Source organism: Rhodoferax sp. WC2427 (genome assembly GCF_040822085.1).
Lineage (GTDB): Bacteria > Pseudomonadota > Gammaproteobacteria > Burkholderiales > Burkholderiaceae_C > Rhodoferax_B.
Genome location: NZ_CP162006.1, coordinates 3048736 through 3071795 on the forward strand (window position 1 = coordinate 3048736; position 23060 = coordinate 3071795).

General features: G+C 64.1%; 20 protein-coding genes and 1 riboswitch. Of the genes, 14 read left to right on the plus strand and 6 right to left on the minus strand.

The features are described from left to right. The first annotated feature begins 195 nt into the window (after positions 1-195). From dapA to AB3G31_RS14430, 12 genes are all read left to right on the plus strand, one after another. Complete coding sequence (gene dapA / locus AB3G31_RS14375) at positions 196-1077, plus strand: 4-hydroxy-tetrahydrodipicolinate synthase (protein WP_367846765.1); 882 nt, start codon at positions 196-198, stop codon at positions 1075-1077. A 19-nt stretch (positions 1078-1096) separates the two neighbouring features. After that, positions 1097-2188, plus strand: coding sequence for an outer membrane protein assembly factor BamC (gene bamC, locus AB3G31_RS14380; RefSeq protein WP_367846766.1), 1092 nt, complete (start codon positions 1097-1099; stop codon positions 2186-2188). Next, the gene (locus AB3G31_RS14385) at positions 2185-2967 is read left to right on the plus strand and encodes an MBL fold metallo-hydrolase (RefSeq protein ID WP_367850355.1); all 783 of its coding nucleotides are present in this window, start codon (positions 2185-2187) and stop codon (positions 2965-2967) included. The genes bamC and AB3G31_RS14385 overlap by 4 nt, the downstream gene beginning before the upstream one ends. Before the next feature lie 29 nt (positions 2968-2996). Then, positions 2997-3170, plus strand: a riboswitch (yybP-ykoY riboswitch). A gap of 1 nt (position 3171) precedes the next feature. After that, positions 3172-3747 (plus strand): TMEM165/GDT1 family protein, encoded by a 576-nt coding sequence (locus tag AB3G31_RS14390; RefSeq protein ID WP_367846767.1) that lies wholly within the window; start codon positions 3172-3174, stop codon positions 3745-3747. Between the two features lie 25 nt (positions 3748-3772). Beyond that, complete coding sequence (locus AB3G31_RS14395; RefSeq protein ID WP_367846768.1) at positions 3773-4720, plus strand: cation diffusion facilitator family transporter; 948 nt, start codon at positions 3773-3775, stop codon at positions 4718-4720. An 83-nt stretch (positions 4721-4803) separates the two neighbouring features. Next, positions 4804-5163 carry an FKBP-type peptidyl-prolyl cis-trans isomerase gene (locus AB3G31_RS14400; RefSeq protein ID WP_092758500.1) on the plus strand — a complete coding sequence of 120 codons (360 nt, stop codon included), beginning with the start codon at positions 4804-4806 and terminating at the stop codon, positions 5161-5163. A gap of 123 nt (positions 5164-5286) precedes the next feature. Next, positions 5287-5835: a nucleotide exchange factor GrpE gene (gene grpE / locus AB3G31_RS14405; protein ID WP_367846769.1), complete on the plus strand. Its 549-nt coding sequence runs from the start codon at positions 5287-5289 to the stop codon at positions 5833-5835. Positions 5836-5943: 108 nt separating this feature from the next. Beyond that, positions 5944-7887, plus strand: coding sequence for a molecular chaperone DnaK (gene dnaK / locus AB3G31_RS14410; protein WP_367846770.1), 1944 nt, complete (start codon positions 5944-5946; stop codon positions 7885-7887). A gap of 151 nt (positions 7888-8038) precedes the next feature. Further along, complete coding sequence (gene dnaJ, locus AB3G31_RS14415) at positions 8039-9178, plus strand: molecular chaperone DnaJ (protein WP_367846771.1); 1140 nt, start codon at positions 8039-8041, stop codon at positions 9176-9178. Positions 9179-9395: 217 nt separating this feature from the next. Then, the gene (locus tag AB3G31_RS14420; RefSeq protein WP_367846772.1) at positions 9396-10502 is read left to right on the plus strand and encodes an S-(hydroxymethyl)glutathione dehydrogenase/class III alcohol dehydrogenase; all 1107 of its coding nucleotides are present in this window, start codon (positions 9396-9398) and stop codon (positions 10500-10502) included. Further along, the gene (gene fghA / locus AB3G31_RS14425) at positions 10502-11365 is read left to right on the plus strand and encodes an S-formylglutathione hydrolase (RefSeq protein WP_367846773.1); all 864 of its coding nucleotides are present in this window, start codon (positions 10502-10504) and stop codon (positions 11363-11365) included. The genes AB3G31_RS14420 and fghA overlap by 1 nt, the downstream gene beginning before the upstream one ends. Before the next feature lie 21 nt (positions 11366-11386). Then, positions 11387-13033, plus strand: a complete 1647-nt coding sequence (locus tag AB3G31_RS14430; RefSeq protein ID WP_367846774.1) for a phosphoethanolamine transferase — start codon at positions 11387-11389, stop codon at positions 13031-13033. Positions 13034-13054: 21 nt separating this feature from the next. Here the strand turns inward: AB3G31_RS14430 and dusA are convergent, their stop codons facing one another. Together dusA and hutC are read right to left on the minus strand one after the other, a co-directional pair. Continuing rightward, a complete protein-coding gene (dusA, locus tag AB3G31_RS14435; protein ID WP_367846775.1) occupies positions 13055-14050 on the minus strand; it encodes a tRNA dihydrouridine(20/20a) synthase DusA in 996 nt (331 codons plus the stop codon). After that, positions 14047-14790 carry a histidine utilization repressor gene (gene hutC / locus AB3G31_RS14440; protein WP_367846776.1) on the minus strand — a complete coding sequence of 248 codons (744 nt, stop codon included), beginning with the start codon at positions 14788-14790 and terminating at the stop codon, positions 14047-14049. Before hutC ends, dusA begins: the two co-directional genes overlap by 4 nt. 84 nt (positions 14791-14874) lie before the next feature. On the opposite strand from hutC, the gene hutH reads away from it, so the two are divergent. Further along, positions 14875-16413 carry a histidine ammonia-lyase gene (hutH, locus tag AB3G31_RS14445; protein WP_367846777.1) on the plus strand — a complete coding sequence of 513 codons (1539 nt, stop codon included), beginning with the start codon at positions 14875-14877 and terminating at the stop codon, positions 16411-16413. Positions 16414-16475: 62 nt separating this feature from the next. Then, positions 16476-18281, plus strand: coding sequence for a M14 family metallopeptidase (locus AB3G31_RS14450; protein ID WP_367846778.1), 1806 nt, complete (start codon positions 16476-16478; stop codon positions 18279-18281). A 111-nt stretch (positions 18282-18392) separates the two neighbouring features. Here the strand turns inward: AB3G31_RS14450 and AB3G31_RS14455 are convergent, their stop codons facing one another. The 4 genes from AB3G31_RS14455 to odhB all read right to left on the minus strand — a co-directional run bounded on the left by AB3G31_RS14455 (position 18393) and on the right by odhB (position 22920). Next, positions 18393-19046 (minus strand): hypothetical protein, encoded by a 654-nt coding sequence (locus AB3G31_RS14455; protein WP_367846779.1) that lies wholly within the window; start codon positions 19044-19046, stop codon positions 18393-18395. Beyond that, the gene (gene zapE, locus AB3G31_RS14460) at positions 19043-20140 is read right to left on the minus strand and encodes a cell division protein ZapE (RefSeq protein WP_367846780.1); all 1098 of its coding nucleotides are present in this window, start codon (positions 20138-20140) and stop codon (positions 19043-19045) included. Before zapE ends, AB3G31_RS14455 begins: the two co-directional genes overlap by 4 nt. An 87-nt stretch (positions 20141-20227) precedes the next feature. Beyond that, positions 20228-21646, minus strand: coding sequence for a dihydrolipoyl dehydrogenase (gene lpdA / locus AB3G31_RS14465; protein ID WP_367846781.1), 1419 nt, complete (start codon positions 21644-21646; stop codon positions 20228-20230). An 11-nt stretch (positions 21647-21657) separates the two neighbouring features. Next, positions 21658-22920 carry a 2-oxoglutarate dehydrogenase complex dihydrolipoyllysine-residue succinyltransferase gene (odhB, locus tag AB3G31_RS14470; RefSeq protein WP_367846782.1) on the minus strand — a complete coding sequence of 421 codons (1263 nt, stop codon included), beginning with the start codon at positions 22918-22920 and terminating at the stop codon, positions 21658-21660. Between the last annotated feature and the right edge of the window lie 140 nt (positions 22921-23060).

A 23060-nucleotide genomic window follows, 5' to 3' on the forward strand; every position in this document is an offset into this window, starting at 1 on the left:
GCTCTACACCCGCCCCGAGTTCCTGGTGGCGCTGGCCAACCAGCTCTGGGCCTGTTTCTGAATGAAATGGGCCTCTTGCGCTTATAGAACAAGCGCAAGCAGCTAGCAAATAAATAGCAAATCGTTTTTTCCAGCGGGCAAATCGCTTGACACACCCTCGTTAGAATGGCGATTTTCCCGTTTGAGACTGCGGATATGACACCCATTACTGGCAGCATCGTGGCACTGGTGACACCGATGCTTGAAGACGGCAGCGTGGACTACCCCACCCTGCGCAAACTGATCGACTGGCATGTTGCAGAGGGGACGGACTGCATCGGCGTGGTCGGCACCACCGGCGAATCGCCCACGGTCACCGTGGAAGAGCACTGCGAGATCATCCGCGTGTCGGTCGAGCAGGCCAAGGGCCGGGTGCCGATCATGGCGGGGTGTGGTGCCAATTCCACCGCAGAGGCCATCGAACTCACCCGCTTCGCCAAAAAGGTCGGTGCCGACTGCCATCTGCAGGTCGTGCCCTACTACAACAAGCCCACCCAGGAAGGCCAGTACCAGCACTTCAAGGCCATCGCCGAAGCGGTGGACCTGCCCATGGTGCTGTACAACGTGCCCGGCCGCTCGGTCGCCGATATGCAGCACGACACCGTCTTGCGCCTGGCCCAGGTGCCAGGCATTGTCGGCATCAAGGAAGCCACCGGCAACATCGAACGCGCCCAGTGGCTGATCCGCGACGTGCCCCAGGGCTTTGCCGTGTATTCGGGCGACGACCCCACCGCCGTGGCACTGATGCTGTGCGGTGGCCAGGGCAACATCAGCGTGACGGCCAACGTGGCGCCGCGGTTGATGCACGAACTGTGCGTGGCCGCCATGGCAGGGGACACCCGCCGCGCCATGGAGATCCAGCGCCTGCTCATGCCGGTGCACAAAAACCTGTTCGTCGAAGCCAACCCCATCCCCGTGAAATGGGCCATGGCCGAACTCGGCCTGTGCGGCCCTACGCTGCGCCTGCCCATGACGCCGTTGTCGGCCCCATTCCACACCACCGTCAAAGATGCCTTGCGCAGCGGCGGCTTGCTGTAAACCCCTTTAGGAACGCTACGTGAACCATATTGCCAAAGCCGGATTGAAAGTTGGAGTGTTGGGCCTGAGCCTGGCGCTGGGTGCCTGCTCGGTGCTGCAAAGCGAAAAAATCGACTACAAAAGCGCGGGTACCGTAGGCCCGGGCCTGGACGTGCCACCCGACCTGTCGCAGCTCAACCGCGACTCCCGTTACGTGGTGCCCGGTGCTGCCGTGACCGCCAGCAACTACAAAGTCGGCCAGGTGGCCGCTGCCGCCCCCACCGCCGCCACCTCGCTGGGCGACATCCGCGTCGAACGTGCAGGCACGCAGCGCTGGCTGGTGGTCAACCGCCCTGCCGACAAGCTGTGGGGGTCGGTGCGCGACTTCTGGCAGCAAAACGGTTTTCTGCTGACCGAAGACAACGCCGGCCTGGGCATCATGGAAACCGACTGGGCCGAAAACCGCGCCAAGCTGCCACAGGACATCATCCGCAGCACCATCGGCAAGGTGTTCGAGTCGCTGTACTCCACCGGTGAGCGCGACAAATACCGCACCCGCCTGGAGCGCACCGCCACCGGTGGCACCGAGATCTACATCAGCCACCGCGGCATGGTCGAGGTCTACACCAGCCAGGCCAAAGACCAGACCATCTGGCAGCCCCGGCCCACCGACCCCGAGCTGGAAGTCGAGTTCCTGCGCCGCCTGATGCTGAAACTGGGCGCCAACGACGCGCAGGTCAAGACCGCCCTGGAGCCCGAAATCGCCAAGGCCAACGCCCGCATCGCCACCATCAATAACCAGCCGGTCGTGCAACTGGACGACGGCTTTGACCGCGCCTGGCGCCGTGTCGGCCTGACCTTGGACCGCACCGGCTTCACCGTGGAAGACCGGGACCGCAGCAAAGGCACCTACTTCGTGCGCTACGTGCCCCCCAATGCCACCAAGATCCAGCCCGGCTTCTTCACCAAATTGTTCAGCAAGGACAATGGTTCCGCACCGCTGCAGTACCGCATCGCCGTGGTCACCGAAGGCACGGCCACCACCGTGTCGGTGCTGAACGCCGCCGGTGCACCGGAAGTGTCTGACAACGCCAAGAAGATCGTCCAGATCATTGCGGACGACCTGAAATAAGCACCTTACGTTTCAAAAGCCTGGGCAGCGGCAGTGCCGGCAACGGCACCATCGTCGAAGCCCGTAGCGGTGCCCATACGACCCGCGTGCTGGTGGACTGCGGCTTTGGCCAAAGGCAACTCGACCAGCGGCTGGCGCTGGCGGGCCTGCAGGCCGGGCAGATCGACGCGATCTTCATCACCCACGAGCACGGCGACCACGTGGGCTGCGCGCCGCAGTGGGCCGTGCGCCACCGCATCCCCGTGTGGATGAGTCACGGCACCCATGCCGCCATCAACTCCCCCGACCTGGACGGCCTGCTGCGCATTGCCCGCGACACGGAAACCATTGACCTGGGCAACCTGCAGCTCACGCCCTTCACCGTGCCGCACGATGCGCGCGAGCCCCTGCAACTGCGCTGCAGCCAGGGCGACGCACACCTGGGCGTCCTGACCGACCTGGGCCATGCCACGCCCCATGTGCTGGCGCAGCTGATGGGCTGCCAGGCCCTGCTGCTGGAATGCAACCACGACCCCGACCTGCTGGCCGCCTCGCGCTACCCGCCGTTTTTAAAGCAGCGCGTGGGCGGCCTCTACGGCCACCTGGCCAACCACGCCGCCGCCGAGATTGCCCAGGCCCTGTTCGCAGGCGGCCTGCGCCACATCATGGCCGCGCACCTGAGCGAACAGAACAACCGGCCCGAGCTGGCATTGGCCGCCCTGGCCGGGGCCGAAGGTTGCGCCAATGTCACACTGGGCGTGGCGCAGGCAGCTTTTGGCTGCGATTGGGTCACAGTCTGAGTGTTTACCCGGATTCGTCGGGTAAACTTGCGCCGTTCATTGGGGAGTAGCCGCCCACTCTTAGGTGGGGCTTGCGTCAACATACTTAGCCGTTCGGCTATGGTGCAAGCGGTTCGTTCTTGGCAAGACCTTTGACCATGCCACCTCGGTTTGGCCGGGAGGGGGTGTGGTCATCCGTCTCAGCTCTGGCCTAGAAAGAAACCCATGGAAGCCTTCCTCCTCTCCACAGGCATCGTCGCTCTCGCAGAAATCGGCGACAAGACCCAGTTGCTCGCCTTCATCCTGGCGGCCAAATTCAAAAAGCCTTGGCCCATCATTGCGGCCATCCTGGTCGCCACGGTGGCCAACCATGCATTTGCCGGTGCCATCGGCTCGTGGATCACCTCCCTGGTCGGCCCCGAAACCCTGCGCTGGATCCTCGGCATCTCGTTTATCGCCATGGCGGGCTGGACGCTGGTACCCGACAAGTTCGATGAAGAAGATGCCAAGCTGGCCCGCTTTGGCGTATTTGGCACCACACTGGTGGCTTTCTTTCTGGCCGAAATGGGCGACAAAACCCAGTTTGCCACCATCGCACTGGCAGCCAAGTACCACAACTTTGTGGCGGTGGTGTCCGGCACCACGCTGGGCATGATGCTGGCCAACGTGCCCGCCGTGCTGCTGGGCCACAAAATCGCCGAACGCATGCCGACCCGCATCGTCCACCGCATTGCAGCCGCCATTTTCCTGGTCATGGGCATATTGACCTTATTGGGCGTTGGCGCTGGTGTAGGCTTGTAAGATAGCTACATAATCAGGAGCATCCATGCGCAACCCGTTCCCCCCGGAAGACGAACACGACAGCGCCCAGCAAACGCTCCAGAAGGCCACGGCTGCCTCGAAGAGCACCTGGGTCAGCGTGGCGGTCAACATCTGTTTGAGCACGGTGCAGATCCTGGTGGGTGTATTTGCCAAGTCCCAGGGTCTGATCGCCGACGGGGTGCATTCGCTGTCCGACCTGGTGGCCGACTTTGCCGTGCTGCTGGCCAACCACCACAGCCGCAAGGATGCCGATACCGAGCACCCTTACGGCCACCAGCGCTTCGAGACCGGGGCCTCGCTGGCGCTGGGCCTGCTGTTGCTGGCGGTGGGCCTGGGCATGGTCTGGTCGGCGGTGGCCAAACTGGAGCAGCCCGACACCATCCCCAGCGTGCACCTGTCGGCGCTGTGGGTAGCGCTGGTGGCACTGGTGGCCAAGGAGTGCCTGTTTCGCTACATGCTGCGGGTGGCCACAGCGGTCAAGTCGGGCATGCTGGTGGCCAATGCCTGGCACGCCCGCTCGGACGCCGCCTCGTCCCTGGTGGTGGCTTGCGGCATCGTTGGCAACCTGCTGGGCTACCCGCTGCTGGACCCGATTGCGGCGCTGATCGTAGGCTGCATGGTGGGCAAGATGGGCTGGTCCTTCAGCTGGGATGCCCTGAACGACCTGATGGACCGGGGTGCCGACGAACAAGAGGTGGAGGCCATCCGGCGCACCATTGCCCAAACCCCCGGCGTGCTGGGCGTGCATGAACTGAAAACCCGCCGCATGGGCGACATGCTGGTGGCCGACGCGCACATTGTGGTGGCCGCCGACATTACCGTGGAAGCCGGGCACGGCATTGCGGTGGAAGCCCGCCGCCGGGTGCTGCAGCAACACCCGGTGCTGAACCTGATGACCCACGTGGACCCGGCAGACCGCCCCGACGGGGACCACACGGGCAGGCTGGCATAATTCAGCCTCTTTTACGCCTCTAGCGCATATTCTTAGAGCGCTGGCAGCTACTGTTTAAATAGCAAACACTCCAAGGAACACACATGGCTTTCACCACCACCGCCTCCGGCCTGCAGTTTGAAGACACCATCCAGGGCTCGGGCGATGTCGCCACCAAGGGCAAGAGCGTCACCGTGCACTACACCGGCTGGCTCTACAACGACGGCGTGCAAGGTGCCAAGTTCGACTCCAGCAAGGACCGCAAAGACCCCTTCGTGTTCTCGCTGGGCGCAGGCATGGTCATCAAGGGCTGGGACGAAGGCGTGGCCGGCATGCAAATCGGTGGTGCCCGCACCCTGATCATCCCCGCCGCACTGGGCTACGGCGCACGCGGTGCGGGCGGCGTGATCCCCCCTAACGCCACGCTGAAATTCGACGTGGAACTGCTGGCCATCAAGGGCTGAAACTTCCTTGGGCGGGGCTTCTGGCCCCGCCGTGCCAGCCCATTTTTTCTTCGCCGCCCCCTTGTAAAAGGCCGGGCAGGCACAAGTTTGCGTAACTGGTTCACTCCATTCACCCTCCAGAACATGTCTGACAACAACACCAATCCCGACCACCAGCCCCTGGACGGCATGGCCCCCTCCGAAGAGCAAGCCACCAGCGACGTGGAAGCGCTGGCCATGGCCCAGGCCGAGCTGGCCGCACTGAAGGCCAAGAGCGCCGATCTGGCCGACCAGTTCCTGCGCGCCAAGGCCGATGCCGAAAACGCCCGCCGCCGCGCCGAAGACGACATCGCCAAGGCCCGCAAGTTCAGCCTGGAAAGCTTTGCCGAAAGCCTGTTGCCCGTGGCCGACAGCCTGGAAGCCGGGCTGGCCATCAAGGACGGCACGCCTGCCCAGATCCGCGAAGGTGCCGAGGCCACCCTGCGCCAACTCAAAAGTGCGCTGGAACGCAACAAGGTCGTCGAGATCGCCCCCGCTGCCGGTACCAAGTTCGACCCGCACCAACACCAGGCCATCAGCGTGGTGCCTGCCGAGCAGGAAGCCAACACCGTGGTCAGCGTGCTGCAAAAGGGCTATTTGATCTCGGAGCGCGTGCTGCGCCCGGCCCTGGTCACCGTTACCGCACCTAAATAAACAAAAAACGGTAACCCCACTCTTGAAGTGGCAAAAGTGATCCGCACCTTGAACGCAACAGGGCTTTGATTGAAGCCCGCCCCCTTACACAAATCAAAGGACAAAATCATGGGAAGAATTATTGGCATTGACTTGGGCACCACCAACAGCTGCGTTTCCGTCATGGAAGGCAATGTGCCCCGCGTGATCGAAAACGCCGAAGGCGCCCGCACCACCCCCTCCATCGTGGCCTACCAGGAAGACGGCGAAGTGCTGGTCGGTGCATCCGCCAAGCGCCAGGCGGTCACCAACCCCAAGAACACGCTGTACGCCGTCAAGCGCCTGATCGGCCGCAAGTTCACCGAAAAAGAAGTCCAGAAAGACATCGATCTGATGCCTTACAAGATCGTGGCAGCCGACAACGGCGACGCCTGGGTCGAAGTGCGCGGCAACAAGATCTCGGCCCAGCAGGTCAGCGCCGACATTCTGCGCAAGATGAAGAAGACCGCCGAAGACTACCTGGGTGAAGCCGTCACCGAGGCCGTCATCACCGTGCCCGCCTACTTCAACGACGCACAGCGCCAAGCCACCAAGGACGCAGGCCGCATTGCCGGTCTGGACGTGAAGCGCATCATCAACGAACCCACCGCAGCTGCCCTGGCTTTTGGCCTGGACAAGCATGAAAAGGGCGACCGCAAGATTGCCGTGTATGACCTGGGCGGCGGTACCTTCGACATCTCCATCATCGAAATCGCCGATGTCGATGGCGAAAAGCAATTCGAAGTGCTGTCTACCAACGGCGACACCTTCCTGGGTGGCGAAGACTTTGACCAACGCATCATCGACTTCATCATTGCCGAGTTCAAGAAAGAGTCCGGCGTCGACCTGTCCAAGGACGTGCTGGCCCTGCAGCGCCTGAAGGAAGCCGCTGAAAAGGCCAAGATCGAACTGTCCAACAGCGCCTCGACCGACATCAACCTGCCCTACGTGACGGCCGATGCCTCTGGCCCCAAGCACCTGAACATCAAGCTCAGCCGCTCCAAGCTGGAAGCCCTGGTCGAAGAACTGATCGAGCGCACCATCGCCCCCTGCCGCACCGCCATCAAGGATGCCGGTGTGAGCGCGGCCGACATCCACGACGTTATCCTGGTCGGCGGCATGACCCGCATGCCCAAGGTGCAAGAGAAGGTGAAGGAATTCTTCGGCAAGGAACCCCGCAAGGACGTGAACCCTGACGAAGCCGTGGCCGTAGGCGCCGCCATCCAGGGCCAGGTGCTCTCCGGCGACCGCAAGGACGTGCTGCTGCTGGACGTGACCCCGCTGTCGCTGGGCATCGAAACCCTGGGCGGCGTGATGACCAAGATGATCGTCAAGAACACGACCATCCCCACCAAGTTTGCACAGACCTTCTCCACTGCCGACGACAACCAGCCTGCCGTGACCATCAAGGTGTTCCAGGGCGAACGCGAAATCGCCAGCGTCAACAAGCTGCTGGGCGAGTTCAACCTCGAAGGCATTCCGCCAGCAGCCCGTGGCACGCCGCAGATCGAAGTGTCGTTCGACATCGACGCCAACGGCATCCTGCACGTCGGCGCCAAAGACAAGGGCACCGGCAAGGAAAACAAGGTCACCATCAAGGCCAACTCGGGTCTGACGGAGGCCGAAATCCAGCAAATGGTGAAAGATGCCGAACTCAACGCGGCCGACGACAAGAAGAAGCTGGAACTGGTGCAGGCCCGTAACCAGGGCGAAGCCAGCGTGCACAGCGTCAAGAAGAGCCTGACCGAGTACGGCGACAAGATCGACGCCGCCGAAAAGGAAAGCATTGAAGCCGCCATCAAGTCGCTGGAAGAAGCGTTGAAGGGCGACGACAAAGCCGCCATCGACGAAAAGAACACTGCGTTGATGACCGTCAGCCAGAAGCTGGGCGAAAAGATGTACGCCGACATGCAAGCCAAGCAGGCTGCCGACGAAGCCGGTGCCCATGCAGGTGCCGCCCCTGAAGCCGAAGCCGCCAAAGCTGCCGACGACAACGTAGTCGATGCCGAAGTGAAAGAAGTCAAAAAGGGCTAACTGAGAAGCCGCTGGCTTTTCAACCCGCGCCGCGCCCGGATGGTCCCCTTGGGACCTTCGGCGCGGCTTTTTGCGTAGCGAGCTACCTGGTTCCCCCCTTAGCGCGGGTCTGGCTCAACCCCGATCGCCGTATTGAGAAAGTGATTGCAGCATGAGCAAAAGAGATTATTACGAAGCCCTCGGCGTTCCCAAAAATGCCTCCGAGGAAGAAATCAAAAAAGCCTATCGCAAGCTGGCGATGAAGCACCACCCGGACCGCAACCAGGGCGATTCGGCCAAGGGTTCCGAGGACAAGTTCAAGGAAATCAAGGAAGCCTACGAAATGCTGAGCGACGCGCAAAAACGCGCCGCCTACGACCAGCATGGCTTTGCCGGTGTCGACCCGAACATGCGCGGCGGCCCCGGGGCGGACGGCTTTGCGGGCGGTGGTTTCGCCGAGGCTTTTGGCGATATTTTTGGCGACATGTTCGGCCAAAGCCGCGGTGGCCGCGGCGGTGGCCGCCAGGTGTTCCGCGGTGCCGACCTCAGCTACGCCATGGAAGTCACGCTGGAAGAAGCCGCCCGCGGCAAGGAAGCGCAGATCCGTATCCCCACCTGGGAAGCCTGCGATACCTGCCACGGAAGCGGTGCCAAACCCGGCACCCAGGCCAAGACCTGCGGCACCTGCGCGGGCCAGGGCACGGTGCAGATGCGCCAGGGCTTCTTCAGCGTACAGCAAACCTGCCCCACCTGCCGCGGCGCGGGCAAGGTCATCCCCGACCCCTGCACCGTCTGCAGCGGCCAGGGCAAGGTCAAGAAGCAGAAAACGCTGGAAGTCAAAATTCCGGCCGGGATCGACGACGGCATGCGCATCCGCAGCGTGGGCAATGGCGAGCCGGGCTCCAACGGCGGCCCCTCGGGCGACCTGTACATCGAAATCCGCACCAAGAAGCACGACATCTTTGAGCGCGACGGCGGCGACCTGCACTGCTCGGTGCCGGTGAGCTTCATCACCGCCGCCCTGGGTGGCGAGATCGAAGTGCCCACCCTGTCCGGCAAGGCCGCCATCGACATCCCCGAAGGCACGCAAGCGGGCAAGCAGTTCCGCCTGCGCGGCAAGGGCATCAAGGGCGTGCGCGACAGCTCGCCGGGCGACCTGTACTGCCACATCACGGTGGAAACCCCGGTCAAGCTCACCGAGCACCAGCGCAAGCTGATGCGCGAGCTCGACGAGTCGTTCAAAAAGGGCGGCGGCAAGCACTCGCCCACCGGCGACAGCTGGACGGATAAGCTGAAAAAGTTCTTTGCATAGGTTTGCCCTGGCGTTGATTCAAAGCCCCCTGGCGCCTGCGCCAAGGGGCTTTTTTCATGGCTGGGGTCAAAACTTTTTTGCTATTTCTTTAGGAGCTGCTCACGCTCATTCCATCAGCGCGAGAGGCCTATTTCTTATAAAAATGCTGTAGCGCCTCGGTAGGGAACTGGCTGCGTCCGCTTATAGTTGAAGCTTTGCCAGCCGCAAGGATCTCGCCATGAAAACCAAAGCCGCCGTCGCCTGGAAAGCAGGCGCCCCCCTGACCATCGAAACCGTGGACCTGGACGGTCCCAAGTTCGGCGAAGTGCTGGTCGAGATCAAAGCCACCGGCATCTGCCACACCGACTACTACACCCTCAGCGGCGCCGACCCCGAAGGCATCTTCCCCGCCATCCTGGGCCACGAAGGTGCAGGCATCGTGGTCGATGTCGGCCCCGGTGTCACCACCCTCCAAAAGGGCGACCACGTCATCCCCCTCTACACCCCTGAATGCCGCCAGTGCAAGTTCTGCCTGAGCCGCAAGACCAACCTGTGCCAGCTCATCCGCGGCACCCAGGGCAAGGGCCTGATGCCCGACGCCACCAGCCGCTTCAGCCTGGATGGCCAACCCATCTTCCACTACATGGGCACCTCCACCTTCAGCAACTACACCGTGGCCCCCGAGATCAGCCTGGCCAAGATCCGCAAGGACGCACCGTTTGACAAGGTCTGCTACATCGGCTGCGGCGTCACCACCGGCATCGGCGCGGTGCTGTTCACCGCCAAGGTCGAAGCCGGTGCCAACGTGGTCGTCTTCGGCCTGGGCGGCATCGGCCTGAACGTCATCCAGGGCGCCAAGATGGTAGGGGCCGACAAGATCATCGGCGTGGACATCAACCCCGCACGCCAGGCCATGGCCCGCCAGTTCGGCATGACCCACTTCATCAACCCCAAAGAGGTCCCGAATGTCGTCGATGCCATCGTCCAGTTGACCGACGGCGGCGCCGACTACAGCTTCGAGTGCATCGGCAACACCCAGGTGATGCGCCAGGCGCTGGAATGCACCCACAAGGGCTGGGGCCGCAGCATCATCATCGGCGTGGCCGAAGCCGGGGCCGAGATCAGCACCCGGCCGTTCCAGCTGGTGACCGGGCGCAAATGGGAGGGCTCGGCCTTTGGCGGCGCGCGCGGGCGCACCGACGTGCCGAAGATCGTGGACTGGTACATGGAGGGCAAGATCAGCATCGACCCGCTGATCACCCACACCATGCCGTTGGAAGATATCAACAAGGGGTTTGACCTGATGAAAAGTGGTGAATCGATCCGTGGTGTGGTGCTGTTCTGATGGGCACGCTCACCACCCTCTCAGAGCATGCCTGCTTTGACGGCATCCAGACCTTCTACCAGCACGACTCTTCGGAGATCGGCCTGCCCATGCGCTTTGCGGTCTACATGCCGCCCGGAGCCTCCGGCCGGGTGCCCGCCCTGCTCTACCTGGCAGGCCTGACCTGCAATGAAGAAACCTTCATGACCAAGGCCGGGGCGCAGCAGTACGCCGCGCAACTGGGCATGGCCTTGATCGCCCCCGACACCGGACCGCGCGGTGCCAATGTGCCGGGCGAATCCGACAGCTGGGACTTTGGCCTGGCCGCCAGCTTCTATATCGATGCCACCGAGGCACCCTGGTCCACCCACTACCGCATGGAAAGCTACCTCGTCAAAGAGCTGCTGCCCATGTTGGTGGAAGAACTGTCCATCGACCCCGAGCGCATCGGCATCTTCGGCCATTCGATGGGCGGGCATGGCGCGTTGACGCTGGCGCTCAAGTACCCCGGCCTGTTCAAGTCGGTATCGGCCTTTGCGCCCATCTGCGCGCCCACCCAGTGCGCCTGGGGGCAAAAGGCATTCACTGGCTACCTGGGTGCAGACAACGCCTCCTGGCCCGCGCACGATGCCGTGTTTTTGATGGCAGCCAAAACCGAGGCGCCCTACCCCCACGGCATTCTGATCGACCAGGGCCTGGCCGATAAATTCCTGGCACCGCAGCTTAACCCGCATATCTTTGAAGCCGCCTGCCAGGCCGTCAACCAGCCATTGCTGCTGCGACGCCACACCGGCTACGACCACGGCTACTACTTCATCAGCAGCTTCATGGCGGACCACATGGCACACCATGCCAGCGCTCTTGGCCTGGCAGTCACGCCCTAACATTACCGACCCGATGCCCTGATGCCCTTGTATGACAGCGCCCGCACGGGCCGCACCCGCCACCCTGCTTGGCTGGTGCTGATTTTTAGCCTGTGGATTGCCACGGTCTGCAACATCCCCCTGTGGCGTGAATGGGCGCGCATGCCCGAGCTCCAAAACCTGCGCGGCCTGGCGGTCGGGGCGGGCTTTGCCGTGACGATTGCGGCCGCCATGGCGCTGCTGTTTAGCCTGCTGAACTGGCGCTGGACGCTCAAGCCCTTCATCACCTTGTCGTTGTTTGCGGCAGCGTTTGGGGCGCATTTCATGCTGTCGTACGGCGTGGTGATCGACACCACCATGCTGGTCAACGCGCTGGAAACCGATGTGCGCGAGACGCGCGACCTGGTGAACCTGCGGATGCTGGCCACGGTGCTGGTCATGGCCGTGTTGCCCAGCATCTGGTTGTGGCGGCAGCGCACCCCGCGCCGCTCGGCCCTGCGCCAGATCGGTGGCAACCTGCTGGGCGCGGCGCTGGCCCTGGGGGTGCTGGTGGGCAGCCTGTTGCTGATTTTTCAGGACTTCTCGTCGCTGATGCGCAACCACACCGAACAGCGCTACCTGATCAATCCGCTGAACGCGTTTTATGCGCTGGGCGACATTGCCGCCAAGCCCTTCAAGCGCGATGAGCGCACCATTTTGCCCATCGGGCAGGATGCGCAGCTGCGCCCTGCCCCCGGCAAGCCCCCCCTGCTCTTGCTGGTGGTGGGCGAAACCGGACGCGCTGGCCAGTTCACCCTGAACGGCTACGCCCGCCCCACCACCCCCGAGCTGGCCAAAGAGCACCTGGCCAGCTACCGCAACGCCTGGTCGTGTGGCACCAATACCGCTGCCTCGGTACCCTGCATGTTCTCGCACCTGGGCAAGCAGGGCTTTGAGGGCCGCAAAGCCAACTACGAGGGCCTGCTGGACGTGTTGCAGCGCAGCGGTCTGGGCGTGGTGTGGCTGGACAACCAGGCGGGCTGCAAAGGCGTGTGCGACCGCGTGCCCCATACCAGCACCGCCCAGGTCAAAGACAAGGACCTGTGCATCGACGGCGAGTGCTTTGATGAAATCATGTTGCGCCTGCTCGATGCCCGCATTGCCGAACTGCCCGCCGAGCGCCGCGCCAAGGGCGTAGTCGTGCTGATGCACCAGATGGGCAGCCACGGCCCGGCCTACTACAAGCGCACCCCGGCAGCCTTCAAGAGGTTCCTGCCCGAATGCACCAGCAACAACCTGCAGGACTGCAGCCAGACCCTGCTGGTCAATGCCTACGACAACACCATCGCCTATACCGACCACGTGCTGGCCAGCGCCATCCAGTGGCTGAAAAGCAAAGAGGCCGGCAACGCCACCGCCATGGTGTACGTGGCCGACCACGGTGAATCACTGGGCGAAAACAACATCTACCTGCACGGCCTGCCCTATGACATCGCCCCCGACGTGCAAAAGCATGTGCCCTGGATCACCTGGCTGTCCCCGGCTTACGAGCAGCGCAGCCATGTGGCCACCGCCTGCCTGCAAAAGCAGCAAGACGTGCGCATCAGCCACGACAACTACTTCCATTCGGTGCTGGGCCTGCTGGGCGTGGCCACCAGCGTCTACCAGCCCGCGCTGGATATCTTCCAGCCCTGCATAGGCGCCAAGTAGGTCCGGCCCAAGCAAGCAAGGTCAGGCGCTTTTCGTCTCGTCAAAGCCGTAACGCGTATGCGCCATCGCCATCACCTCGCGCGGCGGCGTGGCCTTGAGGCGGTGGTCGCTCCACACCTGGCGCCAGCGCCGCGCACCCGGCAGGCCGTGGCGCAGGCCCAGCATGTGGCGGGCAATGCTGTACCAGCCCGTGCCCTGCTCGGCGGCCATGCGCTCCATGTACACCACCATCTGTTCCTCGATGCTTTCGCGTGTGGCCTCACTGGGGGCCGCGCCAAAAAACGCCGCGTCCCAGCCGGCCAGAAACCAGGGGTTGTGGTAGGCCTCGCGCCCCACCATCACGCCGTCGAGCTGGGTCAACTGCTCGGCAATCTGGTCCTCGGTGGTGAAGCCGCCGTTGATGGAGAAAGTGAGCGCCGGAAAGTCGCGTTTGAGGCGGTGCACCAGCTCGTAGCGCAGCGGCGGGATTTCGCGATTTTCTTTGGGCGAAAGCCCTTTGAGCCAGGCATTGCGGGCGTGCACGATAAAGGTGGTGCAACCGCCTTCGGCCACCGTGCCCACAAAGTCGCGCACAAACTCATAGCTCTCGGTCTTGTCCACGCCAATGCGGTGCTTCACCGTGACCGGAACATCCACCGCGTCGCGCATGGCCCGCACGCAGTCGGCCACCAGCTGCGGCTCGGCCATCAGGCAGGCCCCAAACGCACCGCGCTGCACCCGCTCGCTTGGGCAGCCGCAGTTGATGTTGATCTCGTCGTAACCCCACTCTTCGCCCAACTGTGCGCAGCGGGCCAGGTCCGCCGGCTCGCTGCCGCCCAGTTGCAAGGCCACCGGATGCTCTTCGGCATTGAAACGCAAATGCCGCGGCACGTCGCCGTGCAGCAGCGCACCGGTGGTCACCATCTCGGTGTACAGCAAGGTATGGCGGGACAGCAGGCGGTGCAGATAGCGGCAATGGGCGTCAGTCCAGTCCATCATCGGGGCGACGGAGACGCGGTGGGCTTGAAAGGTCGTCATGGCTTGAAATGTCCGTTGAGCTGGTAGCGTGCCCCAGGATGTACCTGGCGGGCCAGGGTGATGGGCACGTCGGCGTTGGCGGTTTTGCGCACCACCACCAGGCAAGGGGCGCTGGGGTCGATGCATAAAAGTTCGGCTTCCTGCGCGGTGGGCAGGCTGGCTTCGACCGTGTACTGCGCCTCCCACAGCGGGGCCACGGTGCGCAGGTAATAGGTGGGCGAGAGCTGGGTGAAGTCGTTTTGCAGGTAGTCGGGTGCGCAGGCGGGGTTCACGTAGCGGTCTTCGCACTGCATGGGCACGTCGTTCTCAAAATGCACCAGCAGGGTGTGGAAGACCCGCGTGCTGGGGGCCAGGCGAAACGGCTGGGCGATCGCTTCGGGGCAGGGTTCTTCCTGCGCCAGGTGCACCACGGCGTGGTGGCGGTGGCCGCGGGCGGCGATTTCCTGTTGCAGGTCGTGGATGGTCAGATTGGACGACACCGAGCCCAGGTGCGCGGCGAAGGTGCCCACGCCCTGCAGGCGGGTGACCAGGCCCTCGGATTGCAACTCGCGCAGGGCCCGGCTGACCGTCATGCGGCTGACCTGGAACTGGGCCACCAGTTCGGGCTCGGACGGCATCAGGCTGCCCGGCGGCCAGCGGCCTTGCGACAACTCTTTTTTCAGATGCGCCTTGACCCGGGCGAACGGCGCCTGGTTGGCGGGTTCCGGGGGCGCCAGCGGCGATTGTCGTAAAAAAACCATACCTGGATTGTAGTTGTACGTGGTTGACTAGTCATGTCTACACAAGTACAGTCGCAGCCATTATTTGACGAAAGCGAGCCCCCCATGCTGATCACCCCCGGCCAACTCTCCCTGGCGCAACTCCAACACATCCACAGCAGTGTCACCCCGCTGGCGCTGGACCCCGCCTGCCGCGCTGGCATCCGCGCCAGTGCCGCGCTGGTGCAGGCCGCCGCCGATGGCGATGCGCCGGTGTACGGGGTCAACACCGGCTTTGGCAAGCTGGCCAACCAGCGCATCAGCAAGGCGCAGCTGGCCACGTTGCAGCTCAACCTGATCCGCTCGCACAGCGTGGGCGTGGGTGAGCCGCTGGCCGCGCCCATCGTGCGGCTGATGCTGGCCACCAAGGCCGCCAGCCTGGCGCGCGGCCACTCCGGCGTGCGCGAGGTGGTGGTGGACACCCTGCTGGCGGTGCACAACGCCGGGCTGGTGCCGCATGTGCCGTCGCAGGGTTCGGTGGGCGCCTCCGGCGACCTGGCCCCGCTGGCGCACATGACGCTGGCACTGCTGGGCGAAGGCGAAATGTGGGTCGATGGCCAGCGCATGGCCGCCGCAGATGCGCTGGCCCAGGCCGGTATCGCGCCGCTCACACTGGGCCCCAAGGAGGGCCTGGCGCTGATCAACGGCACCCAGACCTCGGCGGCGCTGGCGCTGCACGGCTTGTTCATCTTCGAGCCGGTACTGGAAGCGGCTTTGCTGATCGGGGCCCTGTCGGTCGAGGCCGCACGCGGCAGCGACGGCCCGTTCGACCCGCGCATCCACGCGCTGCGCGGCCAGCCCGGCCAGATCGACGTGGCCCGCTACTACCGCGCCCTGCTGGCGGGCAGCGCCATCCGCCAGTCGCACGCCAGCGGCGACGACCGGGTGCAAGACCCGTATTCGCTGCGCTGCCAGCCGCAGGTGGTGGGCGCCTGCCTGGACCAGCTGCGCCACGCCAGCCGCATCTTGCTGATCGAGGCCAACGCGGTTACCGACAACCCGCTGGTGTTTGCCGACGATGGAGTCATGGTTTCTGGCGGAAACTTCCACGCCGAGCCGGTCGCCCTGGCCGCTGATGGCATGGCCCTGGCGATTGCCGAGGTGGGCGCGATTGCCGAGCGCCGCATCGCCATGCTGATCGACAGCAGCGTCTCGCGCCTGCCACCCTTCCTGACGGCCGATGCCGGGCTGCACAGCGGCTTCATGATCATGCACGTCACCGCGGCGTCGCTGGCCTCGGAAAACAAGTCCCTGGCCCACCCCGCCAGCGTGGACAGCCTGCCCACCAGTGCCAACCAGGAAGACCATGTGTCCATGGCCACCTTCGCCGCGCGCCGCCTGCAGGCCATGGTGAGCAATACGGCGCACATTCTGGCCATCGAATGGCTGGCCGCCGCCCAGGGCATCGACTTCTTGCGGCCCCTGACCAGCTCGGCCCCGCTGGAGCTGCTGCACGCCGCGCTGCGCGACCAGATTCCCCGCATGGACCACGACCGCTACTTCGCGCCCGACATCGCCCACGCCACCGAGATGGTGCGCAGCGGGGCCATCAGCCGCATCTTCCGCACCTTGCCCGGCCTGCCTGCGCTGTGGAGCGCAATTTGAGCCGGCACGGACCAGGGCCCGGGTAACATGCCGGAACCCAAAGATGGAGGAGCATCCACACCATGGTTTCCAGCAATAGCCCACGGCTCCCCCGCGCGACCCCGGCGTGCGCCACACTCAGCCTGAAGCTGGTCAGCGCGGCAGCGGTCCTGGCACTGGTTGCCTGCGGATCGACACCGTTGCCGCCATGGCAACCGCCCGCCACGCCCGCAGTGGCCTCCCGGCCCGCGGCAGCACCCGCGAAACCCGCAGCGGCGAGCGTTGACCCGGTTGTCATCCAGCCGGTCACCCGGTCCGGCGATGCACCCGAGGCCCTCCCCCCGGACGGCGCGCCCTACGGCGCCGCCGTCGCCGCCCGCTTCCCGGACCCGTCCATCGCCTACAGCACGCCCGGCTTGCAAACCGGACGCACCAGTTTCAGCAGCAACACGGAAGTTTCCGCCTGGCTAGAGCAGCTCAGCAACCATCCCAGCCGCGGCGTCCATGCCAGCGTGCTGCGCTTGGGCCACTCGCAACAAGGCAAGCCCCTGGAAGCCCTGCTGCTGACCCGCGCCAGCAGCCCGGACGGGCCCACCATCATCGCCACCGGGCGGCCCACCGTATTGATCGTGGCCCAGCAGCACGGCAACGAACCCGCAGGCAGTGAAGCCGCGCTGGTGGTGGCCCGCGAGCTGGCCCAAGGCCTGCTGGAGCCGCTGCTGGACAAGATCAATGTGCTGATCGTGCCGCGGGCCAACCCCGACGGGGCCGCCACCGACCAGCGCGCCACCGCCAACGGCATCGACATGAACCGCGACCACCTGCTGCTCAACAGCCCCGAGGCCCGCGCCCTGGCCACGCTCACCCGCGACTACCAGCCCACGGTGGTGATGGACGCGCACGAGTACACCGTGGTGGGCCGCTACCTGCAGAAATTTGGCGCCATCCAGAAGTTTGATGCCCTGTTGCAATACGCCATGACGGCCAACCTGCCCGAGTTCCTGACCCGGGCATCCGAAGAGTGGTACCGGCGCCCGGCCGTGGCCGCGCTGAAGGTACAGAACCTGAGCAGCGAGTGGTACTACACCACCTCCACCGACATCGACGACCACGTGGTGTCCATGGGCGGCACCCAGCCCGACACCGGGCGCAACGTCAACGGCCTGAAAAACACCGTCAGCATGCTGCTGGAAACCCGCGGCGTGGGCATTGGCCGCATGCACATCCAGCGCCGCGTGCACACCCAGGTCACCGCCATGGTCAGCATGCTGCAAAGCACCGCCGCCCGGGCCGAGCAAATGGGCCAATTGCGCTCCTTCATCGACCGCGAGGTCAGCAGCCAGGCCTGCCGCAGCCAGGCGGTGGTCGAGGCCGGCCCCACCAGCGCCCAGTACGACCTGACCATGCTCAACCCCAGCACCGGGGCCGACAAAACGATTTCGGTGGACTGGAACTCGGCGCTGGAGTTGCAAACCCTGAAGGCGCGTCCCCGGCCCTGCGGCTACTGGCTGTCGGCGGCCGCCACCGCCGCCGTGGACCGGCTGCAACTGCTGGGCGTGCAGGTGATGCGGGTGGTGGATGCCGGATCGGTGCGGGGCGAGCTCTACCGCGCCACCGGCCACAGCACCGGCGCGCGGCAAGACGTGCGCGGCAGCATTGCCGATGCCCAGCCCGTCAACCGGGTAGAGGTAGAACTGGTGCGCAGCCTGGTGGATACCCCGCAAGGGAGTTATTACGTACCGCTGGGCCAACCCCTGGGCAACCTGGTGCTGGCCGCGCTGGAGCCGGACACGCAAAACAGCTACTTTGCCAACCACATCCTGGCCAACCTGAGCGACACCGCCCGGGTGATGGCCGAACCCACCGGCGCGCTCGAGAAGCTGCCGTAGGCAGTCTTGTGGTTTTAGGGCCTTTTTTCAGGCATTCAATGGGCAGCCCACGCTGATGGAATCAGCGTGACAAGCTCCTATTTTGATAGTAAATAATAGGAGCATTCATGCTCAAGGCGCGGGTTCTGGCAGCGGGGCTGCCTTGGCCTTGGTTCGGGCGGCATTGCGCTTGGCGAGATCGGCCTTGTGGTCCGCGGCTTCTTGCAGCTTTTTGGCGTAGCGGGCGGGTTCGTTGGCAGCGGCCGCATCGGCGGCACGGCGGGCGCGTACGGCTTCTTCCTCCTTGAACTTGCGGGCCTTGCTGTCGGCCGTGGCCTTGCGCGCGGCCTGGGCCTTGGTGGCATCGGCCGCGTCATAGGGTTTGCGCGGCTCGGTGGGCGCGTGGGTGCGGGGGGCGGCCGTGCTGCGCGGGGTGGCAGTGCCCACGGCCACCGGCGGCTCGTCTTTGGCGGCGGCGGCCTGTTCCATGCGCTGCAACTGCTCGGCGCCCTTGCGCTTGCGCTCGGCGTCGTTGAGCGAGATTTCCTGGCGGCGCAGATCGGCCATATCGGCCCGGCGGCGGGCGCGGCTGGCATCGCGGCAGTCGTTAACCGCAAACTTCTGGAAGCAGGCGGCTTCCTCGTAGGCAAAGCGCTTTTCGATCCGCTGGCGCTCGGCATCGATGCGGGCATGCTCGGCAGCGACTTCCAGGCCGCCGTCGGCAATTTGTGCCAGGACCGGGGTGCTCGCTAGCACGCACAACAGGCTTATCCAGTATTTATTCATGTCAGATGGGTGTCCACAATGCGCCTTTCCAAGGCCAGAAATTCTACCGACTGCATCTCGTTGAGGCGCGACACGGTGCGCGGAAACTCGTGTGACATCGGGCCTTCGGTGTACAACTCTTCGGGCGGCACGGCGGCCGACATGATCAGTTTGACCCGGCGGTCGTACAGCACGTCCACCAGCCAGGTGAAGCGCCGCGCGGGCGACGCCATGTTGACCCCCATCGCGGGCACATTGCTCAGCAGCACGGTGTGGAACTGGCTGGCGATCTCCAGGTAGTCGTTTTGCGAACGCGGCCCGCCGCACAGGGTGTTGAAGTCGAACCACACCACGCCACCGGCCTTGCGCCGGGCCTGGATTTCGCGGGCTTCGATGTGCAGCACCGGGTCTTCGTCCTGGGTTTCGGCCAGGCGGGTGAAGGCCTCGGCCATCTCCTTGTCGGCCTGCGGGCCCAGCGGCATGTGGTAGATCTTGACCTGCTCCAGCGTGCGGCTACGGTAATCGGTGCCGTTGTCTACGCTGAGCACTTCCAGCTTTTCATTCAGCAGCGCGATGGCGGGCAGGATGCGGTCGCGGTGCAGGCCGTTGGGGTAGAGGTCGTCGGGCTTGAAGTTGGAGGTGGTGACGAAACCCACGCCGTTGGCAAACAGCGCGTCCAGCAGCCGGTGCAGGATCATCGCGTCGGTGATGTCGGCCACGTGGAACTCATCGAAGCAGATCAGCTTGTAGCGCTTGGCTATGCGCGCGCCCAGTTCGTCCAGCGGGTTCACCGTGCCCTGCAGGTCGGCCAGCTCGCGGTGCACTTCGCGCATGAATTCATGGAAGTGCAGCCGGGTTTTGCGCTTCAGCGGCACGGCGTTGAAGAAGCAGTCCATCAAGAAGCTCTTGCCCCGCCCCACCCCGCCGTACATGTACACGCCGCGTGGAATCTCGGGCCGGAAAATCAGCTTCTTGAAGCCATTGGAGCGCTTTTCTTTGTACGCGGCCCACTCGGTGGCGCAACGCTCCAAGGCATCGACGGCGCGCAACTGCGCCGGGTCGGCGGTGTAACCGCGCTGGGCCAGTTCGGCCTCATAGGCTTGTTTGACGCTCAAAGGAAAGAACTCCGATTGCTATAAATGAAATAGCTGCTAGCGCCCATTGCACGGGCGCTAGCAGCCATTTTTATACCCAAGATCGTTTTAGAAATTGAGCGTGCGCTTGTCCACCGCCAAAGCGGCTTCCTTGGTGGACTCGCTCAGCGAAGGATGGGCATGGCAAATGCGGGCGATGTCCTCGGCGCTGGCGCGAAATTCCATCGCCATCACGCATTCGGCGATCAGCTCGCTGGCCTGCGGGCCCACGATGTGCACGCCCAGAATTTCGTCCGTGACCGCATCGGCCAGCATCTTCACCATGCCGGTGGTGTCACCCAAAGCCCGTGCCCGGCCATTGGCCAGGAACGGGAAGCTGCCCGCCTTGTAGGCCTTGCCTGCAGCCTTGAGCTGCTGCTCGGTCTGGCCGACCCAGGCGATTTCGGGGTTCGTGTAGATCACCCAGGGCACGGTGTTGAAGTTGACATGGCCATGCTGGCCAGCAATGCGCTCGGCGACCGCCACGCCTTCTTCCTCGGCCTTGTGCGCCAGCATGGGGCCGCGCACCACGTCGCCAATCGCCCAGATGTTGGCCAGGTTGGTTTTGCAGTCGCCGTCCACAATGATGGCACCGCGGTCGTCGAGCAGCAGGCCAACCACGTCGGCACCCAAACCAATGGTGTTGGGCACGCGGCCGATAGAGACGATGAGTTTGTCCACGTCCAGCGTCTGGGCTTCGCCCTTGGCATCGGTGTAGGCAATGCTCACGCCCTTCTTGGCCTTCTTGATCTCGCCGACCTTCACGCCCAGGTTGATCTTCAGGCCTTGCTTGTCGAAGGCTTTTTTGGCCTCCTTGGCGATCTGCTCGTCCACCGCACCCAGGAAAGTCGGCAGACCTTCCAGGATGGTGACTTCAGAACCCAGACGGCGCCAAACCGAGCCCATTTCCAGGCCGATCACGCCGGAGCCGATCAGGCCCAGCTTCTTGGGCACCGCACCCATGCGCAAAGCGCCGTCGTTGGACAGGATGGTTTCCTCGTCAAACGGTGTGCCGGGCAATGGACGGGCGTTGGAGCCGGTGGCGATCACGATGTGCTTGCCGACCAGTGATTCCTCGCCGACCTTGATGGCATAGCCGCCGTCCACCGCCGCCACGAACGAGCCGCGGCCGTGGAAGAAGGTGACCTTGTTCTTCTTGAACAGGTACTGGATGCCGTCGTTGTTCTGCTTGACCACGGTGTCCTTGCGGGCGACCATCTTGGCCAGATCCAGGCCCAGGCCTTTGACCTCGATACCGTGGTCGGCAAAGTGGTGACCTGCCTGGTCAAAGTGCTCGCTGGACTGCAGCAGCGCCTTGGAGGGAATACAGCCGACATTGGTGCAGGTGCCACCCAGTGCGGGGCCGCCCTTGGCGTTCTTCCACTCGTCGACACAGGCCACGTTGAAGCCCAGCTGGGCCGCGCGGATGGCGGCAATGTAGCCACCGGGGCCGCCGCCGATGACAATCACGTCAAATTGTTTGGACATGCTGCGTCTCCTTAGATGTCAAACAAGATACGTGCGGGATCTTCGAGAGCCTCTTTCATCGCCACCAGGCCCAGGACGGCTTCGCGGCCGTCGATGATGCGGTGGTCGTAGCTCATGGCGAAGTAGTTCATCGGGCGCACCACAACCTGGCCGTTTTCAACCACGGCGCGGTCCTTGGTGGCATGGATGCCCAGAATCGCCGATTGCGGTGGGTTGATGATGGGGGTGGACAACATCGAACCGAAGGTGCCGCCGTTGGAGATGGAGAAAGTGCCGCCGGTCATGTCGTCCATGCCCAGCTTGCCTTCGGCCGCCTTCTTGCCGAATTCGGCGATCTTCTTCTCGATGTCGGCAAAGCTCATCTGGTCGGCGTTGCGCAGAATCGGCACCACCAGGCCACGGGGCGAGCCCACGGCGATACCGATGTCGAAGTAGCCGTGGTAGACGATGTCGTTGCCGTCCACGCTGGCGTTGAGCACCGGGAACTTCTTCAGCGCGTGCACCGCGGCCTTGACGAAGAAGCTCATGAAGCCCAGCTTGCAGCCGTGTTCTTTCTCGAACTTTTCCTGGAAACGCTTGCGCATGTCCATCACCGGAGCCATGTTGATCTCGTTGAACGTGGTCAAGATGGCGTTGGTGGACTGCGATTGCAGCAGGCGCTCGGCCACGCGGGCACGCAGACGGCTCATGGGCACGCGCTGCTCAGGGCGGTCGCCCAGGTCCGGGGCCACGGTGGCCACCTGGGCCAGCGACTTGGTGGGCACGCCGGTGGGGATCACCGAGGCGGTCACCTTGGGAGCAGCCACAGCGGCCAGCACATCGCCCTTGGTGACGCGGCCATCTTTGCCGGAACCGGCGACAGACCCAGCCGCCAGGGCGTTGTCGGCCATCAGCTTGGCAGCAGCGGGCATGGGCACGCCGGCCATCGAGGTGCTGGCAACCGCAGGCGCGGGTGCGGGTGCAGTGGCCGCGGCCACGGTGGCAGCGGCAGCCGCCACAGAGCCGGGCACGGATGCCGCAGCACCGGCTTTGGCTTCGGTGTCGATGCGGGCAATCAGTTGCTCGGCCATCACGGTGCTACCGTCGCCCATCAACAATTCGGTGATCACGCCTGCAGCGGGTGCGGGCACTTCCAGCACGACCTTGTCGGTTTCCACTTCGATCAAAATTTCATCGATGGCCACTGCGTCGCCAACTTTTTTCTTCCACTGCAACAGGGTGGCTTCCGCCACGGACTCGGACAGTTGCGGAACCTTTACTTCTACGATAGCCATTTAATATTCTCCAAATCTTCCAACGGGGGACGGCACCGCCTGGCGGCGCGTCCTTCTATTTTTTGGGGCCAGATAGTTACCGCCCCGGACCACGGTCGAAACATCCCTTTTCAGGGATACCGCGGAACCGGCTTTTTCCG

Bases quoted from the DNA above. Each gene is read 5' to 3' on its own strand.
- dapA (WP_367846765.1), top strand. From the start codon at position 196: ATGACACCCATTACTGGCAGCATCGTGGCACTGGTGACACCGATGCTT.
- AB3G31_RS14390 (WP_367846767.1), top strand. From the start codon at position 3,172: ATGGAAGCCTTCCTCCTCTCCACAGGCATCGTCGCTCTCGCAGAAATC.
- AB3G31_RS14395 (WP_367846768.1), top strand. From the start codon at position 3,773: ATGCGCAACCCGTTCCCCCCGGAAGACGAACACGACAGCGCCCAGCAA.
- AB3G31_RS14400 (WP_092758500.1), top strand. From the start codon at position 4,804: ATGGCTTTCACCACCACCGCCTCCGGCCTGCAGTTTGAAGACACCATC.
- grpE (WP_367846769.1), top strand. From the start codon at position 5,287: ATGTCTGACAACAACACCAATCCCGACCACCAGCCCCTGGACGGCATG.
- dnaK (WP_367846770.1), top strand. From the start codon at position 5,944: ATGGGAAGAATTATTGGCATTGACTTGGGCACCACCAACAGCTGCGTT.
- dnaJ (WP_367846771.1), top strand. From the start codon at position 8,039: ATGAGCAAAAGAGATTATTACGAAGCCCTCGGCGTTCCCAAAAATGCC.
- AB3G31_RS14420 (WP_367846772.1), top strand. From the start codon at position 9,396: ATGAAAACCAAAGCCGCCGTCGCCTGGAAAGCAGGCGCCCCCCTGACC.
- fghA (WP_367846773.1), top strand. From the start codon at position 10,502: ATGGGCACGCTCACCACCCTCTCAGAGCATGCCTGCTTTGACGGCATC.
- AB3G31_RS14430 (WP_367846774.1), top strand. From the start codon at position 11,387: ATGCCCTTGTATGACAGCGCCCGCACGGGCCGCACCCGCCACCCTGCT.
- dusA (WP_367846775.1), bottom strand. From the start codon at position 14,050: ATGACGACCTTTCAAGCCCACCGCGTCTCCGTCGCCCCGATGATGGAC.
- hutC (WP_367846776.1), bottom strand. From the start codon at position 14,790: ATGGTTTTTTTACGACAATCGCCGCTGGCGCCCCCGGAACCCGCCAAC.
- hutH (WP_367846777.1), top strand. From the start codon at position 14,875: ATGCTGATCACCCCCGGCCAACTCTCCCTGGCGCAACTCCAACACATC.
- AB3G31_RS14450 (WP_367846778.1), top strand. From the start codon at position 16,476: ATGGTTTCCAGCAATAGCCCACGGCTCCCCCGCGCGACCCCGGCGTGC.
- AB3G31_RS14455 (WP_367846779.1), bottom strand. From the start codon at position 19,046: ATGAATAAATACTGGATAAGCCTGTTGTGCGTGCTAGCGAGCACCCCG.
- lpdA (WP_367846781.1), bottom strand. From the start codon at position 21,646: ATGTCCAAACAATTTGACGTGATTGTCATCGGCGGCGGCCCCGGTGGC.
- odhB (WP_367846782.1), bottom strand. From the start codon at position 22,920: ATGGCTATCGTAGAAGTAAAGGTTCCGCAACTGTCCGAGTCCGTGGCG.